Annotated in this window: 17 protein-coding genes; 10 read left to right on the top strand and 7 right to left on the bottom strand. The window is 29.5% G+C overall.

Features of this window, described 5'->3' with window-relative positions; genetic code table 11:
• Window positions 1-4 precede the first annotated feature (4 nt).
• Both BWR22_RS11075 and BWR22_RS11070 read left to right on the top strand, forming a co-directional pair.
• Window positions 5-1,096: a DNA topoisomerase IB gene (locus BWR22_RS11075; protein WP_076733734.1), complete on the top strand. Its 1,092-nt coding sequence runs from the start codon at window positions 5-7 to the stop codon at window positions 1,094-1,096.
• 181 nt (window positions 1,097-1,277) lie between these two features.
• Entirely contained in the window at window positions 1,278-1,730 is a 453-nt protein-coding gene (locus BWR22_RS11070; RefSeq protein WP_076733733.1) for a ferritin-like domain-containing protein, read from the top strand.
• 89 nt (window positions 1,731-1,819) lie between these two features.
• Here BWR22_RS11070 and BWR22_RS11065 read toward each other — a convergent pair whose 3' ends face one another.
• From BWR22_RS11065 to BWR22_RS11055, 3 genes are all read right to left on the bottom strand, one after another.
• Entirely contained in the window at window positions 1,820-2,842 is a 1,023-nt protein-coding gene (locus BWR22_RS11065) for a helix-turn-helix domain-containing protein (protein WP_076733732.1), read from the bottom strand.
• Window positions 2,843-3,008: 166 nt separating this feature from the next.
• Window positions 3,009-4,040 carry a helix-turn-helix domain-containing protein gene (locus BWR22_RS11060; RefSeq protein ID WP_076733731.1) on the bottom strand — a complete coding sequence of 344 codons (1,032 nt, stop codon included), beginning with the start codon at window positions 4,038-4,040 and terminating at the stop codon, window positions 3,009-3,011.
• A 52-nt stretch (window positions 4,041-4,092) separates the two neighbouring features.
• Window positions 4,093-4,503 carry an arsenate reductase family protein gene (locus tag BWR22_RS11055; RefSeq protein WP_076733730.1) on the bottom strand — a complete coding sequence of 137 codons (411 nt, stop codon included), beginning with the start codon at window positions 4,501-4,503 and terminating at the stop codon, window positions 4,093-4,095.
• A gap of 201 nt (window positions 4,504-4,704) precedes the next feature.
• On the opposite strand from BWR22_RS11055, the gene trxB reads away from it, so the two are divergent.
• Window positions 4,705-5,688, top strand: coding sequence for a thioredoxin-disulfide reductase (gene trxB, locus BWR22_RS11050; RefSeq protein WP_076733729.1), 984 nt, complete (start codon window positions 4,705-4,707; stop codon window positions 5,686-5,688).
• Between the two features lie 76 nt (window positions 5,689-5,764).
• Here trxB and BWR22_RS11045 read toward each other — a convergent pair whose 3' ends face one another.
• The 4 genes from BWR22_RS11045 to BWR22_RS11030 form a co-directional block, all read right to left on the bottom strand.
• Window positions 5,765-6,595: a GIN domain-containing protein gene (locus tag BWR22_RS11045; RefSeq protein WP_083678293.1), complete on the bottom strand. Its 831-nt coding sequence runs from the start codon at window positions 6,593-6,595 to the stop codon at window positions 5,765-5,767.
• A gap of 230 nt (window positions 6,596-6,825) precedes the next feature.
• Entirely contained in the window at window positions 6,826-8,667 is a 1,842-nt protein-coding gene (locus tag BWR22_RS11040; RefSeq protein ID WP_076733728.1) for a PspC domain-containing protein, read from the bottom strand.
• Window positions 8,660-9,004, bottom strand: coding sequence for a PadR family transcriptional regulator (locus BWR22_RS11035; RefSeq protein ID WP_076733727.1), 345 nt, complete (start codon window positions 9,002-9,004; stop codon window positions 8,660-8,662). The genes BWR22_RS11040 and BWR22_RS11035 overlap by 8 nt, the downstream gene beginning before the upstream one ends.
• 61 nt (window positions 9,005-9,065) lie before the next feature.
• Window positions 9,066-9,512 carry a DUF4870 domain-containing protein gene (locus tag BWR22_RS11030; RefSeq protein WP_076733726.1) on the bottom strand — a complete coding sequence of 149 codons (447 nt, stop codon included), beginning with the start codon at window positions 9,510-9,512 and terminating at the stop codon, window positions 9,066-9,068.
• A gap of 144 nt (window positions 9,513-9,656) precedes the next feature.
• Here BWR22_RS11030 and BWR22_RS11025 point away from each other — a divergent pair, with 144 nt between their 5' ends.
• From BWR22_RS11025 to BWR22_RS10995, 7 genes are all read left to right on the top strand, one after another.
• Window positions 9,657-10,118 (top strand): DUF4442 domain-containing protein, encoded by a 462-nt coding sequence (locus tag BWR22_RS11025; RefSeq protein ID WP_076733725.1) that lies wholly within the window; start codon window positions 9,657-9,659, stop codon window positions 10,116-10,118.
• A 57-nt stretch (window positions 10,119-10,175) separates the two neighbouring features.
• A complete protein-coding gene (locus BWR22_RS11020; RefSeq protein ID WP_076733724.1) occupies window positions 10,176-10,973 on the top strand; it encodes a TIGR00266 family protein in 798 nt (265 codons plus the stop codon).
• Window positions 10,974-11,118: 145 nt separating this feature from the next.
• The gene (locus tag BWR22_RS11015) at window positions 11,119-11,316 is read left to right on the top strand and encodes a hypothetical protein (RefSeq protein ID WP_076733723.1); all 198 of its coding nucleotides are present in this window, start codon (window positions 11,119-11,121) and stop codon (window positions 11,314-11,316) included.
• Between the two features lie 119 nt (window positions 11,317-11,435).
• Window positions 11,436-11,783, top strand: a complete 348-nt coding sequence (locus BWR22_RS11010) for a hypothetical protein (RefSeq protein WP_076733722.1) — start codon at window positions 11,436-11,438, stop codon at window positions 11,781-11,783.
• Between the two features lie 67 nt (window positions 11,784-11,850).
• Complete coding sequence (locus BWR22_RS11005) at window positions 11,851-12,648, top strand: MbnP family protein (RefSeq protein WP_076733721.1); 798 nt, start codon at window positions 11,851-11,853, stop codon at window positions 12,646-12,648.
• 58 nt (window positions 12,649-12,706) lie between these two features.
• Window positions 12,707-13,753: a cytochrome-c peroxidase gene (locus BWR22_RS11000; protein WP_076733720.1), complete on the top strand. Its 1,047-nt coding sequence runs from the start codon at window positions 12,707-12,709 to the stop codon at window positions 13,751-13,753.
• On the top strand, window positions 13,731-14,723 hold the full coding sequence (locus BWR22_RS10995) for a transporter family protein (protein ID WP_394333220.1): 993 nt from the start codon (window positions 13,731-13,733) through the stop codon (window positions 14,721-14,723). The genes BWR22_RS11000 and BWR22_RS10995 overlap by 23 nt, the downstream gene beginning before the upstream one ends.
• Window position 14,724: the final 1 nt, after the last annotated feature.

Below are 14,724 nucleotides of genomic sequence, written 5' to 3'. Positions count from 1 at the left end.
TGTCATGGCAAATCCAAAAGGTGAAAACGAAAAATTCTTAAAACAACTTTGGAGTGCGCCAGAAATTGCAATAGAGCAATTAAATTTGGTTTATACCAATGATGATGCTTTAAAGATAAAACGAAAACGTAAGCAAAAAACTTTTGTTTACGAATTTAATGGTAAGCCATTAAAAGATAAAAATGAAATAGAAAGAATAAGTAGTTTGGTAATTCCACCAGCGTGGGAAAATGTAAACATATCTTATATTAAGAACGCGCATTTGCAGGCAACAGGAAGAGATGCTAAATATAGAAAACAATATAGGTATCATCCAGTTTGGAATAAAATTAGAAATCAAACAAAATTTTATAGGATGCAATTTTTTGGAGAGTTACTTCCTCTTATTCGTGAGCAAATAGATATTCATTTAGATCAAAAAGGATGGCCAAAAAATAAAACATTAGCTCTCGTTATAAAACTTATGGAAGAAACTCACATAAGAATAGGTAATGAGCAATACGCAAAACGGAATAAAACATATGGTTTGTCTACCTTAAGAACAAGACATGTAGAAGTACAAAAAGATAAAATTAAATTTAATTTTATAGGAAAAAAAGGAAAGCAACATTCTATAAGTTTACGTAATAAAAAATTGAGATATTTAATTAATAAATGTCAAGAGTTGCCAGGTTGGGAGCTTTTTAAGTATTACGACAGTAACGGAGATAAACATACTATAGATAGTGCTATGGTAAACGACTATATTTTTTCTCTATGCAATCAACATTTTACAGCCAAAGATTTTAGAACTTGGGCAGCTTCTGTTATATTTTTAGATACATTATACGATTTAGGATTGAGTAATAACGAAGAGCAAAAAGCTAAAAATATTTTACAAGCTTATGATGCTGCTGCAAAAGGCTTAGGCAACACGAGAAATGTTTGTAAAAAGTATTATATACATCCTGTAATTGTAGAGAGTTACAATTCTGGTAAAATAGAGGACGCTTTTAAAATAATAGACAAAGAACAAAAGCTAAAAGAATATTTTACATTTACAGAACAAGCTTTACTTTTTTTAATAGAACAATTTAAACCAGATTTTTTAGATTAAAATGTGAGTTTTATTTATATAATTTTAAGAAGTTTTTATGTTAAATATATTAGTAATTTTTTAGGACAATTATAATTCTCTTTAAGCAAAGATGTGCTTCAAATAATTCATAATTTTATATTGAAAGTAAGATAGATAAAACTTTCAAAAACAAATTATTAACAACAAAAAATATAAAATTATGGGAACTTACACAGAAGAAGTAGGAAAGAAATTAAATGAATTATTAGAAAGAACCTATGATGCTGAAAAAGGCTATAAAAAAGCAGCAGAGAATATCAATCATACAGGTTTAAAAAACTATTTTAATTCTAAAGCGCAACAACGATACGATTTTGGACACGAACTAAAAAGCGAGATTAAAAGCTTTGGACAAGAAGTGGATAAAGGAGGAAGTATAAAAGGTAGCTTACATAGAGCTTGGATGGATACTAAAGCGTTGTTTTCTAGTGAAAACGAAGAAAGTATGTTGGAGGAATCTATTAGAGGAGAAAAAACTGCTGTAAGCGATTACAACGAAGTAATAAATGAAACAAGCCTACCAGCATCTACAAAATCTATTTTACAGGATCAACGATCTAAAATAGAAGCTGGATTAAACACAATAAAAGGACTAGAAGACATAGTTGATTAATTATTTTTTTGGTTGGTTAAAATAATTTTTTAACTAAAAAGGGATATCAAATTTTTGATATCCCTTTTCTTATTTTAGAATAAAAATGTCTAATATTTATTTAGCGAGATTTTTCTGTATCGTTTAGGGCTGCAATTATATTTATGTTTAAATATTTTACAAAAGTAACTTCTACTAGTAAGACCTATAGAGTAAACAATTTCCGAAATATTTAAATCTGTTTCTAATAAAAGTTTTTCGGCTTTTTCAACACGTATGTTTCTAACAAAGTCTGCAACAGTTGTGTCATGCATAGCTTTAAAGCCTTCTTGTAATTTTGCAGGAGACATGCTAATTTTTTGACATAAACTGTTAATAGTATGTTGTAACTCTGGATTAGTAACAATAAAGTCTGTTAAAAGTCTCACCTTTTGAAGTTCGGATTTAGATAAAGTAGAGGTGATTTTATTATTGTAAACTTCGTTATAAAATTGCTCTAAATAAAGTGCTAGAATGTATAAGTATGTGCTTTTTGTTTTAAGAAGTCCAGTTAATGGAGTAGTGGTGCTATCTGTATTAGTTTTCCTTAACTTATCGGAAACTTTTAAATTATAAGCGTTTAATTTTGTGTGAGATTTATGTGTTTTTAAATAATTAACTAAATTTTCAATCTCTAAGTTAGCATTTACATTATTTTGTGTAAAGCTATTAAAGTACTCGGTATTGTTAATTTCAATTAAATCAAATGTAAAATTAAAATCTTTTTTAATGATAATATTTTGCTGAGTGTTTAAGTTGTTAAGTAATATTGTAGGTCTTAATTCTTCAGTTTTATTATATTTTTCGTTGTCATTAGATTTAAAAAAGCTTGTGCCTTGTGTGCAATATGCAAAAAATAAGCTGTCTTTTGCTTGGGTTTCAAACTCGAAAACTAAATCGTTATTTAATGCTATGTTAAACTTATATACTACAATGCCATTATTTAAAATGTATTGTTTTATTTCTCCTTTACCACAAAGCTCGTCTAGTTTTAATGTATAAACTCCTTTTGTTTCTGTAAGAAGACCGCCTAATTTTTCTTTAAGTTTAAAAATGTTTTTAGGTAAAGTATCTATAGTTGTAATGTTACTCATTTTGTTTAATCAATTTTAAAATTAAAAAGGGATATTGGTTTGGTTACAAAAAAACTTAATTTGTACTTTATTGATTAACAAATTTGAAACGATGAATAACACTATTGAGCACATTTTATAAATGGATAGCGCATTTTTTTTTGTTATTTCGGTTTTAAATTAACCATTATGCAGATTTATTTTCATTTTTTCTAAATTGAGTTAAATATTGTTTTGGACTAAGCCCATATTTTGTTTTAAATAATTTCGAAAAATAACTTCTGGAGTTTATGCCTATTTTATATGTAATTTCAGTAATGTTTAACTCAGAATTTTCTAATAAATTTTTGGCATATTCTATTTTATGGTCTCTAATATATTCGTTTACAGAGGTTGAAAATAGCAGTTTAAAACCTGCTTGTAATGTGTTTTGGTTTAAGCCAACACGTTTCGCTAAGGCATTTACGCTAATTCTTACATCTATTTCATTTTTTATAATTTGTACCGCTTCTTCTATTTTAGATACAGTAGCTTTTCTTAACAGTTTATGTTTACCAGGATTATTATTTTTCTTTGTAAATTGGTTTAGGTATTGAGTGATTATTTCGTAAGTTTTACCTTCTAAATAAACAGATTGCATAAAATCTGTAAGATCACAGGATTTAAAATCTTCTATTAGTTCTGCAATCTCTAAAGAATAATAACTTTTAAAATGAAATTTATTAATACCGTTTAAATCTCGAAATAAAGTTTCTAAATCTTCATCCATATCACCAATAAATTTTTCAATTTTTTCTTCAAAAAGTTTACGGTTTATTTGAATATAAAAAAAGGTATTAGGTTTGTTTTTATTAAAATTAAAAGTTTGAGCCTCGTTAGTAGCTGGACTTACAAGTAAGCTTTCAAGCCTGTTTAATTTTAAGTCATTTTCAGAATCTTTAAATTTAACTTCAGTGTCTAGGTTAAAAAAAAACTTTAAAGGATTTATTTTGTCTTTTTCAAAAGTGATAGATAGATTTTCATTAATTAAAAAATCGGCAATAATAATGCCTACGCCAAAATCAAATTCAATAGCTTTAAAATAGCCATCGCCAATGTTTTTAGGAAAATCGAAACATAATTCGTTATTATCCTCTTCGTAATCTGTATTTATTGTTTTAGAGAGCTTTAACACAATGTTTTTTATAACATCGTGTTTTAATGTTTGAGAAATTGGCATTGTTTTGTTGGTTAAATTAAAGTAAATGCTATTTAAAAAGGATTATTTTTTACTAATCCTTATTTCTCGCATCAAAATTGCTGTCTTCTTTTTCTAGTAGTTTAGCTATTTGAGAAGGTGATTTTATTAAGTGAAAATCCTTATTAACTACTAATATAGAGTAGCTTAAAGTTTCTGGATTTGCGGTAAGTATTTTAATCCAATCATCTTCAGATAGGTTTACGGCATCACCATAATTTTTTTTGTAATCTGGATGATCTTGGTCTACTAACTCGCTAATAGTAATATTAAGTTTGCTAGTAATATTAGCCCATTCTGTTCCTGTTATTTTCGTTTTTGAAACATCAATTGTTTTTATGCTTTGTTGAGAAGATTCAGTGTAAGGTAAACTCTGTTTGCCTAAAGAAGTTTCAGAGTTATAATATAATACAGTTTCTTTTTCGTTGGTTACCATAGTATTCATAATTTCAGTTAAATTATTTAGAATTTTCTTTAAATTTAAGTTTATAGATTAACATTATGTGTCTAATTAACATCTTTTTTTGACTGTTTTAGTATAATTTTAAGAGTATTATTCTCATTTATTAGCGCATAAATTCTGTTGATAACTTAACATTATGCTTTCTATTAAAAAAAGCTATTTTTGTAATATAAAAATACGATTATGTCTGATACAATAGAAAAAGTAAAATGCCTAATTATAGGATCTGGACCAGCAGGATATACTGCTGCTATTTATGCTGCCAGAGCAAATATGAAACCAGTTTTATATCAAGGAACACAGCCTGGAGGACAGTTAACAACTACTAACGAAGTTGAAAATTTCCCTGGTTATCCAGAAGGAATTACTGGACCTGCAATGATGATGGAACTTCAAGCGCAAGCACAACGTTTTGAAACAGATGTACGTGACGGCTGGATTACAAAAGTTGATTTTTCTGGAGATGTCCATAAAGTATGGGTAAATGAGGAAAAAGAAATTCACTGCGATACCGTTATTATTTCTACTGGAGCTAGTGCTAAATATTTAGGTTTAGATTCTGAGCAAAAATATTTAAAGCTTGGTGGTGGAGTATCGGCATGTGCAGTTTGCGATGGATTCTTTTACAAAAATCAAGAAGTTGTAATTGTTGGAGCAGGAGATAGTGCTTGTGAAGAAGCACACTACTTATCTAAATTGTGTAAAAAAGTTACAATGCTTGTTAGAAGAGACGAATTTAGAGCATCTAAAATTATGGCTGCGAGAGTTCAAAATACAGAAAATATCGAGATACTTTTTAATACTGAAACAGATGAGGTTTTAGGAGACGGACAAGTTGTAACTGGCGTTAGAGTTGTTAATAACCAAACTAATGAAAAACATGAAATTCCTGCAACAGGATTTTTTGTAGCTATTGGGCACAAACCAAATACAGATATTTTTAAAGATTTCTTAGACTTAGACGAGACAGGTTATATTATTAATGCAAAACCAGGAACATCTAAAACAAATGTAGATGGTGTTTTTGTAAGTGGAGATGCTGCAGATCATGTATATAGGCAAGCTATTACAGCAGCTGGAACAGGTTGTATGGCTGCTTTAGATGCTGAGCGTTATTTAGCTGCTAAGGATGCAAGTTTTGAGGTTAGTACTTCTACATATAACTAGATAATATTACTATGTAATAAAAATAAAAAAGCCGAAGCAACAGCTTCGGCTTTTTTATTATAAATATATTTATTGTCTATTTTTTCCTTAAAATAGCTTCATCTTCAAAAGTCTTTAATTCTATTTTTGGACTACCATAAATATATGTTTCTGTAGTACCAGAGGCTTCAATAATTAAATTTTTAGAGGCTTCAATATGTGCGTCTGCTCTGCCTTCTGTATGTAAAGTGCAATTTTTAACGGTAAGTTTTTCAGCTTTTAAAACTGAAGAATTATCGATGTTTACATTTAAATCTGTAGCATCACCTTCTAATCTTGCATTAGCACGTTGTAACATGTCTACTGTAATAGCATCAGAGTTTATAAGAGCTTCAATTCCTGTATTGTCACTTAAATCTAAAATGGTAGATTTAGAAGTGATATTTAATGCTGCTTTTGTTTTTCCTGCTGCAACGTATTGAAAATTTTCAGCTTCAATGGTTAAAAATACTTTTGCAGATTCTTTGGTTCTTAAAATTAAGTCCGTAACATTTATAGGGCTAATTGTCGATAATTGAGCGTTTTCTTTTAGTTCTATAATATTTAATTCATCTTTAAATATTACAGTTATTTCCATTGCTTTGCTAGATGTAATTCTCTTATTAGTTTTAAAACTTAAGCTTCCTTCGTTTACAGCAAATTGTATTACTTCGTGTAAATTATCGTCTGTTCGTACTTGTATTGATGGTACATCGCCTTGCTTTATGTTAATCTCAAAATCGTTATCTATAACCAAACGGTTAAAAGCGTCTATTTCTGTAGTTTGAGTAGTAACATTTCTGCTACCTTTTATTTTTTCTGTGCTTTGAGAAAAAGCAGAAAAACTAATTAAGCAAATAAGAATAAGAGTGTGTAGTTTTGTTTTCATGTGTTGTTACAGTATTTCTACTGCGTTAAATAAAAGAATGCAGCGGAAACTTTAAAATTAATTGTTCGACAAATATATAACAAAAACCATCCCAAACTTTTAAAAAGAATGGGATGGCTGCGGTTGGTTGTATTTTTTTGGTTGATGTTTTTGTTATACTAAAACATTTAAAATTAAAATAATTACTAATTCTGCAATGTAAATCATAACTGTTTGGTTTTTTTGATTGATTATTTATTATCCGGATCTGATGTTATTTTAATACCATCTTCGTTTATATTAACTTCAACGTTATTGGTTTTACTTTTTACGCCATCCTCATTAAGTTCTATAGAATTTGCTTTTGCTTCAGCTTTAATGCCATCAGAATTTATTTTTAATTTAGCGCCTTCGTTGTTAATATTAACATCAATTTCAAAATCGTCGTCATCTTCGTTGTCTTCGTTGTCACAATCGTTACAAATTAGCTTACCATTAGCAACTTCAAGAAAATGACCTTCCTTTGTTTTAGATAATAAACCATTTCTTATATGAAATCTATGTGTGTTTTCATCGGCAAATAAAGTGGTTCCAATAGGTAAATATATTGTAATTTCAACTTCTTGATTTCTTTTAATATCGTCATTTGGTATTATAAAATGATTGTCTAAAAGTAATTCGTTACCAACTAGTTCGTATTGATAAATAATGTTGTTTGCTAGTTTTTTAGCAGATTCAAACGATTCGTTTCTAGAAGTTTTAATTACTTTAATTTTAGCAACACTATCTCTTGTAGAGCGCACTCTAAATTGTACGCCTCTAGAGTATGTTATTTTATTTCCGTTGTCGTTAAAAGCAGTTTCATAATCATGAAAGTTTTTGTAGTAACCATCGGCATAAACTTCATTATCTCTCATAGATAAGTAAAGAGTATCTTTTTTGGTAATGTTTTCAAATCGCTCTGTAGTAATCGAAGGTGCTTTTTCTTTATAAGATAAGCCTTGTCTAACACCAACAACTGCTAAACCTATAATAGATAATAACCAAACACCCAACAGTGTGAACTTAGCAACATTGCCAATAGATTTAAGATTGGTTATTAAAATTTTTAGTCCTAAATAGAATAAGAGTAAAAAAGGAATTACAAAAGAGAAAAACCCTAATAATGCAACTAGAAAAAATGGAATGCCAGAACTATTTGCTAATTCTAAAAAGTCTGGACTCATATTAACAGAGTTTCTATTTCCAAAAGCACTAATAAAAAGGGCTACGGTTGCAGCAATGGCTCCTACAGCACCTACAAACATTAAAATAAGACCAATAAATTTTGCGAATATTTTTAATATAAACATAAAGATATCTGCAATGGTATCGAAAAAGGTTTGCGAGCTAGATTTTATTTTACTTGTAGATTTATTAACATCTATTTTTTTTAAGTTATCACTTGCGTTTTCAAAGCCTTTTTTAAGATTGTCTCCTGCGTTTTGAAGTGTTGGGCCTACACTTTCTGAAACACTTTCAAAACCATCACGAATTTTTTTTTCGATGTTAGAAATGGTAACGTTTTCTCCTGTCATTAATATTTTTTCCGAAGTTGTTTTGGCCTCTGGAACTAATATCCAAAGTAATATGTAAATAAGTATACCTGTTCCAAAACCAAAAATAAGAACAATCCATATTAGTCTTACCCATAAAGCATCTATACCAAGATAGTGCCCTAAACCAGAAGAAACACCTCCAACATAAGAGTTTTCTGTATCTCTATACAGTTTTTTAGAACGTCCTTTTGTATAGCTTTTTTGTTGTGGCTCGTCTTCAAATATTTCGTCATCAACAAGGTAGTCTTCGGGTTGTCCCATTATGGCTATAACTTCGTCTACTTGTTTGTTTCCAATAACTTGTTTGTTGTTTATAATGCGTTCTGTAAATAGTTCTGCAATACGAGCTTCTATATCTGCTATTATTTCAGAACGTCCTTGAGAATCTGTAAATGAACGTTTTATAGCCTCAAGATAGCGCTGTAATTTTAAGTATGCATCTTCATCTATGTGAAAAAATATACCTGCTAAATTTATGTTGACTGTCTTATTCATTAGTGTTGTTTTTTGATGGTGTAACGATGTTAACTGCGGTTTGTAATTCGTCCCAAGTTGTGCTTAATTCTTTTAAAAACAGTTGTCCTGTTTCTGTTAATCCGTAATACTTTCTTGGTGGTCCAGAAGTGCTTTCTTCCCAACGGTAATTAAGAAGTCCAGCATTTTTAAGTCTAGTAAGTAGTGGGTAAATAGTACCTTCTACTACAAGCAATTTAGCGTCTTTTAGTGTGCCTAAAATTTCTGCGACATAAGCATCTTTATCTTTTAAAACAGATAAAATGCAGTACTCTAAAACACCTTTACGCATTTGTGCTTTTGTGTTTTCTATCTTCATATTCTCATGAAATTTAATGTTGTTAAACTGTTCATTTTTTGATTGATTTATTATTGATGAATTATTTTAAAAATTTAATAGAAAATGGATACTCGTAACTATCTCCATCTCTTGCTTTAATACTAGCTTTTATTATAAAAACAATTTCTAGAATGAAAGCTATTACTGCTAAAAAGCCTAAAGAACCACCTATGTAAAATAATGGAGTAGGTTTACTTATGTTAAAATGAATGCCGTTAAAAAGATTAAAATCCATAAAATCTAAACCGCTTAATAAACTAAAAGCAAAAAATGGAATAGTAATTAAACCTATTATTAACGAGTATATTAAAATACTTATTTGAAAGTTAATTGCCTGTTTACCATGCTCGTCTATAAATTCAGACTTTTCTTTATTTATTATCCATAATACTAAAGGTCCTAAAAAGTTTCCAAAAGGAATTATAAACCTTGAAAAGGTAGATAGATGTATAAACGTGGCAATATTTGTATGGTTATTTTCTTTCATTTTAAAAAGTATATAATAGTTTCTTATGCAAATATATGTCTAAAAAAAGGTATTATGTTACGCATAGTACTAAAAATTAACAAAATTTTAACATGTTGTAGTGTTGAATTTTTTCAATAATTTTGAGAAAACCAAAAAATAAATATGAAGCTTACACCAAGTAAAATAAACACTTTCAACTTTTTTAAATTACCATCAGTATTTTTTACCGGAGTTAGAGTTAAAACTATAGATAATAACACGTGTACTGTAAAAGTTAAGCACCGTTGGATTAATCAAAACCCATTTAAATCTATGTTTTGGGCAGTGCAAGGTATGGCGGCAGAGCTTACAACTGGTGCATTGGTTTTGGCAAAAATTAGAAGTTCGGGTAAAAATATTTCTATGTTAGTATCTAATAACAATGCTACTTTTACTAAAAAGGCAACTGGTAAAATTACATTTACTTGTAAAGATGGACATTTAATAGACGAGGCATTAAAAAAAACCATTGCTACAGGAGAAGGTCAAACTTTTTGGATGCAATCTATAGGTACAAATCAAGATGGAGTAATAGTATCTACATTTAATTTTGAATGGAGTGTAAAAGTTAAAAATAAAAAATAACTGTAACATTTTATTTAATAAGCCAACATATAAAGGTGTAACCAAAAACTTAAAATTATGACAGCACACGAAATAGACTATAGAATTTACGGAGAAGAAATGCAATATGTAGAAATAGAGCTTGATCCACAAGAAGGAGTTATTGCAGAATCTGGTAGTTTTATGATGATGGACGATGGCATAAAAATGGAAACCATTTTTGGAGATGGCTCTAAAAAAGATGAAGGTTTCTTTGGTAAAATTTTAGGAGCTGGAAAGCGTATTTTAACTGGAGAAAGTTTGTTTATGACAGCTTTTTACAATGCCTTAGACGGTAAACGTAACGTTTCTTTTGCATCTCCATATCCTGGAAAAATTATTTCTATAGATTTAACAGAGTTTAAAGGAAAATTTATTTGCCAAAAAGATGCTTTTTTATGCGCAGCCAAAGGAGTTAGTATAGGAGTAGAATTTAGTAAAAAATTAGGCAGAGGACTTTTTGGAGGAGAAGGTTTTATAATGCAAAAGTTAGAAGGTGACGGTATGGCGTTTGTACATGCAGGAGGAACTACAGCAAAAAAAGAATTAAAAGCAGGAGAGACATTACGTGTAGATACGGGTTGTATTATTGGCTTTACACAAGATGTTAATTACGATATAGAGTTTGTTGGTGGTATTAAAAATACTGTATTTGGAGGAGAAGGATTGTTTTTTGCAAAGCTTCAAGGTCCAGGTACAGTGTACATACAGTCATTGCCATTTAGTAGATTAGCCGGTCGTGTTTTATCTAGTGTTTCAAGAGGAGGAAAAAGTAAAGGAGAAGGTAGTATTTTAGGAGGATTAGGAGATTTGTTAGATGGTGATAACAAATTTTAAATATGTTAATTGGGAATTTTTTAACTGTTAAAATAGTATCTAAAACGATTTCGAATTGTTTTTTTTACTACATTTAATCGAATTTATAAACCGTTTGCCTATTCAACAAATTTACTTTTATTACTTAATTAAACACAATAATACTATGGCAAGAGCAATGTTCGAGTACACCAAAACAATACTTAATAAAGTTAGTTTTGATGCCAACTTGTTTTGTAAGGAGGTTCAAAAAGCACTTCAACGTTTATTACCTTACGAAGTTGAAGAAATAAAGATTTATATAGAATCTTTAATACATAAAAACCCAGATTTAAATCAATGTCTAATTTATTTAAAAGCATAAAAAAAAGCGACTGTAAAGTCGCTTTTTTTACGTTAAATATTTAGTAAAATTAATATTACAACTTTATCTTTGCGAAAAATAATAATAGCCTGAAACAATTAACTCTTATAGTACTTTTAGTGTCTTTTGCAGCTAGACCTGTTTACCATGTTGGTTATGTGGCTTATTTTCAATTAAATATAGATTATATAATTGAAACCTATTGTATTAATAAAGATGAACCTGAGTTGCAATGTAATGGTAAATGTCATTTAACAAAGCAGTTAGCAACAGCAACAACAGATACAAAAAGTGACATTGCAGTATATAATTTAGCAGAAGCTTTTTTTCCTGTATTCTACTCAGAATATAATTATAACAAAATTTCAAAAATAGTTTTTACTACAAAAACTAAAACACCTTTAAAATCGAATCAACTGTATACTTACATGTTCGATTATTCACATTTTAAACCTCCTATTGTTTAAATTTTATTTCCACTAGTCTTTAATTATAAAGACTTAAAAATTATTACAATACATAAAATTTAAACAAATGAAAACTTTAAAATTTACATTTGCGCTATTGTTATGCGCAACAATATTTGCGTGCTCATCAGACGATGATAGCGCAGAAGCCTTAATTGGGCAAACAGGACCATTAACATTAAAATTCGATAATGGAGTAGGAGACCAAGATTTTATTTTTGGTACAACTTATAATAAATCTAATAACGAATCTTTTCAATTAACTAATTTAAAATACATTATTAGTAACGTAAGAGTAAAAGACTCTAATGGTAATACATTTATGTATCCTGTTGAGGATAATGCCTTTATTATTAGCGAAGCTAATGGCAATAATGCTGGAGAAATATATTTAACGTTAGATAATGTTACAGCTGCTAACTATACAGAAGTAACTTTTGGTGTTGGTATAGATCAAGAACGTTTTGCTTTAGGCGCAGAAGGGCAAGGAGATTTTTTAGATGAAGCATCAGACGAAGGTATGATGTGGAGTTGGGCTTCAGGTTATAAATTTATTAGATTAGATGGTACTTTTTCTACTACTTCGGTTACAAACGAGCCTTTAAATGTGCATATGGGAAGCGTTGGTTCCTCATTAGATAATTATAGAGAAGTTACACTAACATTTCCAAACACTGTTATAGTTAGACAAGACACTTCGCCAGAAGTACACATAAAAGCAGATATAGCAAAAGTATTTGATGGCGCTACAACTGCGAATTTTGCAGATGGATACGATCAAGTACATGTTGATGAAGTAGAAACACCAATTATAGCAAATAATATAAATGGTATGTTTTCGGTACATCACGTACACAACGATTAATTAGTAATTAAAACCATTGGAGATTTTTATCTTCAATGGTTTTACTATAACAATAATTATGAAAAAAATAATTATTTTTTTTATAAGTATTTTGGTGTTGTTTTCGTGCTCTAATTCTGAAAATATAGCAACTTACGAAGCGGTCCCTTTAACGGTAGATTGGCCTTCAAACTTCCCAGAAATCACTTATAATTTAGACAATAATCCTCTTACCGATGCTGGTGTAGAACTTGGTAAGAAACTATTTTACGAAGGTAGATTGTCTTCTAACAATGCTATAGCTTGTGCTTTTTGTCACGAACAAGCTTTTGCTTTTACACATCATGGACATAATTTAAGCCATGGCGTTAATGGCGGTATAGGTTTTAGAAACGCACAGCCCATTCAAAATATGGCATATCAAACTTCATTTATGTGGAATGGCTCTGCAACGCATTTAGATTTGCAGCCTATAATTCCCATAACGAGTGAAGTTGAAATGGGAGAGACATTAAGTAATGTGGTACAAAAACTAAGCTCAGATTCTTATTACCAAGAGCAATTTGCTCGTGCTTTTGATGATGGAGAAGTTAGTTCAGAAAATATATTAAAAGCCTTATCTCAATTTATGTTGGTAATGGTCTCTTCTAACTCTAAGTACGATAAATATGTTAGAAACGAAGAGAATACAACACTTACATTAATAGAACAAGATGGTTTAAATACATTTGAAGCTAAATGCGCGTCATGTCACGCTACAGATTTGTTTACAGACCAGAGTTTTAGAAATAATGGTTTATCTATTAATCCGCAGCTAAACGATTTAGGACGTTATGAGATAGGAAACAATCCAGACGATTTGTACAAATTTAAAGTGCCAAGTTTACGTAACGTAGAAGTAACTTATCCATACATGCACGATGGTAGATTTGCGACATTAGAAGCTGTTTTAAATTTTTACGATTCAGGACTTGCAGATAATGGTAATGTAGATGCATCATTACTAAAAGCGGACGGTAGTTATGGTATAGACCTTTCGGATTACGAAAAAGAAAGTATAATCGCTTTCTTGAAAACATTAACAGATTATGAATTTTTAGAAGATGAAAGATTTGCAGAATTTTAAAAAAATAGTAGTATTAACTTTATTTGTTTTTTTAATAACAAATAATAGTGAAGCACACGAGAAAAAAGGTAGTTGTAGTAACCACGAAACATTTTCTTTTTTTTGTGATTTATGTGGTTGTTCTACAAGTAGTGGAAGTTTTGGATTTGGTACATTAAGTAATGCAAATTTTGTAGGTGTAAGATATATTTATCAAAATTTTGAATCTAAAAACGGTATTTTTGAAAACTCTCCAATTAGTAAGGAAAGTTTTAATACTTACCAATTATGGGCACAAATACCTATAAATAATTCTTTTTATGTGTCTGCAAATTTACCTTATCAAGACTTAACAAGAGACTTTAATAATGTAAAAGAAAATATAAATGGTATTGGAGACGCTAGCCTTATAGGTTGGTATAAATTACCATTTTATAAAAAACAAGACGAAAATACTGTAGACTTTAATAACGAAAAAATAGCTTCAGGTCACTCTTTACAGTTTGGTGTAGGTGTAAAACTACCTACAGGAAAGTTTGAACAAAGATTATCGGATAATGTAAATCCAGGTTTTCAAGTTGGAACAGGAAGTGTAGATGGAATTTTTTCTTTAGGCTATAATTACGGAGGGAACAAGTATGGTGTAAACACATTAATAAGTTATTATTTAAAAGGAGAAAATAAAAACAATTACCAGTTTGGCAATCAGTTAAGCTATTCGGTAAATGTTTTTAGGGCTTTCTCTACACAGAAAATGAATATTATGCCATTTGTAGGCATCTCGGGAGATGTTTATAATGAAATTGAGCAGTATGGAGAAGCATTAAAAGATACAGATGGAACTATAGTTAATGCCTCTTTTGGTTCCGAATTAGCAATCGAAAAATTTATTTTTGGAGCCAGTTATACATTGCCATTAAGCCAAAGTTTGTTTGGTGATAATGTAGAGTCAAAACAACGTATTTCGGTTTATGTTAATTTTGCCTTATAAG

Origin of the sequence: Lacinutrix venerupis (assembly GCF_001971745.1) — a bacterium.
GTDB classification, from domain to species: Bacteria; Bacteroidota; Bacteroidia; order Flavobacteriales; family Flavobacteriaceae; genus Lacinutrix; species Lacinutrix venerupis.
The sequence above is the reverse complement of the archived record's forward strand: the minus strand, read 5'-3'. Positions and strand labels throughout refer to the sequence as shown.

Excerpts from the sequence above, each read along its gene's own strand:
- BWR22_RS11000 (WP_076733720.1), top strand. The coding sequence starts at position 12,707 with ATGAAAAAAATAATTATTTTTTTTATAAGTATTTTGGTGTTGTTTTCG.
- BWR22_RS11060 (WP_076733731.1), bottom strand. The coding sequence starts at position 4,040 with ATGCCAATTTCTCAAACATTAAAACACGATGTTATAAAAAACATTGTG.
- BWR22_RS11025 (WP_076733725.1), top strand. The coding sequence starts at position 9,657 with ATGAAGCTTACACCAAGTAAAATAAACACTTTCAACTTTTTTAAATTA.
- BWR22_RS11055 (WP_076733730.1), bottom strand. The coding sequence starts at position 4,503 with ATGAATACTATGGTAACCAACGAAAAAGAAACTGTATTATATTATAAC.
- BWR22_RS11015 (WP_076733723.1), top strand. The coding sequence starts at position 11,119 with ATGGCAAGAGCAATGTTCGAGTACACCAAAACAATACTTAATAAAGTT.
- BWR22_RS11065 (WP_076733732.1), bottom strand. The coding sequence starts at position 2,842 with ATGAGTAACATTACAACTATAGATACTTTACCTAAAAACATTTTTAAA.
- trxB (WP_076733729.1), top strand. The coding sequence starts at position 4,705 with ATGTCTGATACAATAGAAAAAGTAAAATGCCTAATTATAGGATCTGGA.
- BWR22_RS11040 (WP_076733728.1), bottom strand. The coding sequence starts at position 8,667 with ATGAATAAGACAGTCAACATAAATTTAGCAGGTATATTTTTTCACATA.
- BWR22_RS11020 (WP_076733724.1), top strand. The coding sequence starts at position 10,176 with ATGACAGCACACGAAATAGACTATAGAATTTACGGAGAAGAAATGCAA.
- BWR22_RS11075 (WP_076733734.1), top strand. The coding sequence starts at position 5 with ATGGCAAATCCAAAAGGTGAAAACGAAAAATTCTTAAAACAACTTTGG.
- BWR22_RS11035 (WP_076733727.1), bottom strand. The coding sequence starts at position 9,004 with ATGAAGATAGAAAACACAAAAGCACAAATGCGTAAAGGTGTTTTAGAG.
- BWR22_RS11005 (WP_076733721.1), top strand. The coding sequence starts at position 11,851 with ATGAAAACTTTAAAATTTACATTTGCGCTATTGTTATGCGCAACAATA.
- BWR22_RS11045 (WP_083678293.1), bottom strand. The coding sequence starts at position 6,595 with ATGAAAACAAAACTACACACTCTTATTCTTATTTGCTTAATTAGTTTT.
- BWR22_RS10995 (WP_394333220.1), top strand. The coding sequence starts at position 13,731 with ATGAAAGATTTGCAGAATTTTAAAAAAATAGTAGTATTAACTTTATTT.
- BWR22_RS11030 (WP_076733726.1), bottom strand. The coding sequence starts at position 9,512 with ATGAAAGAAAATAACCATACAAATATTGCCACGTTTATACATCTATCT.
- BWR22_RS11070 (WP_076733733.1), top strand. The coding sequence starts at position 1,278 with ATGGGAACTTACACAGAAGAAGTAGGAAAGAAATTAAATGAATTATTA.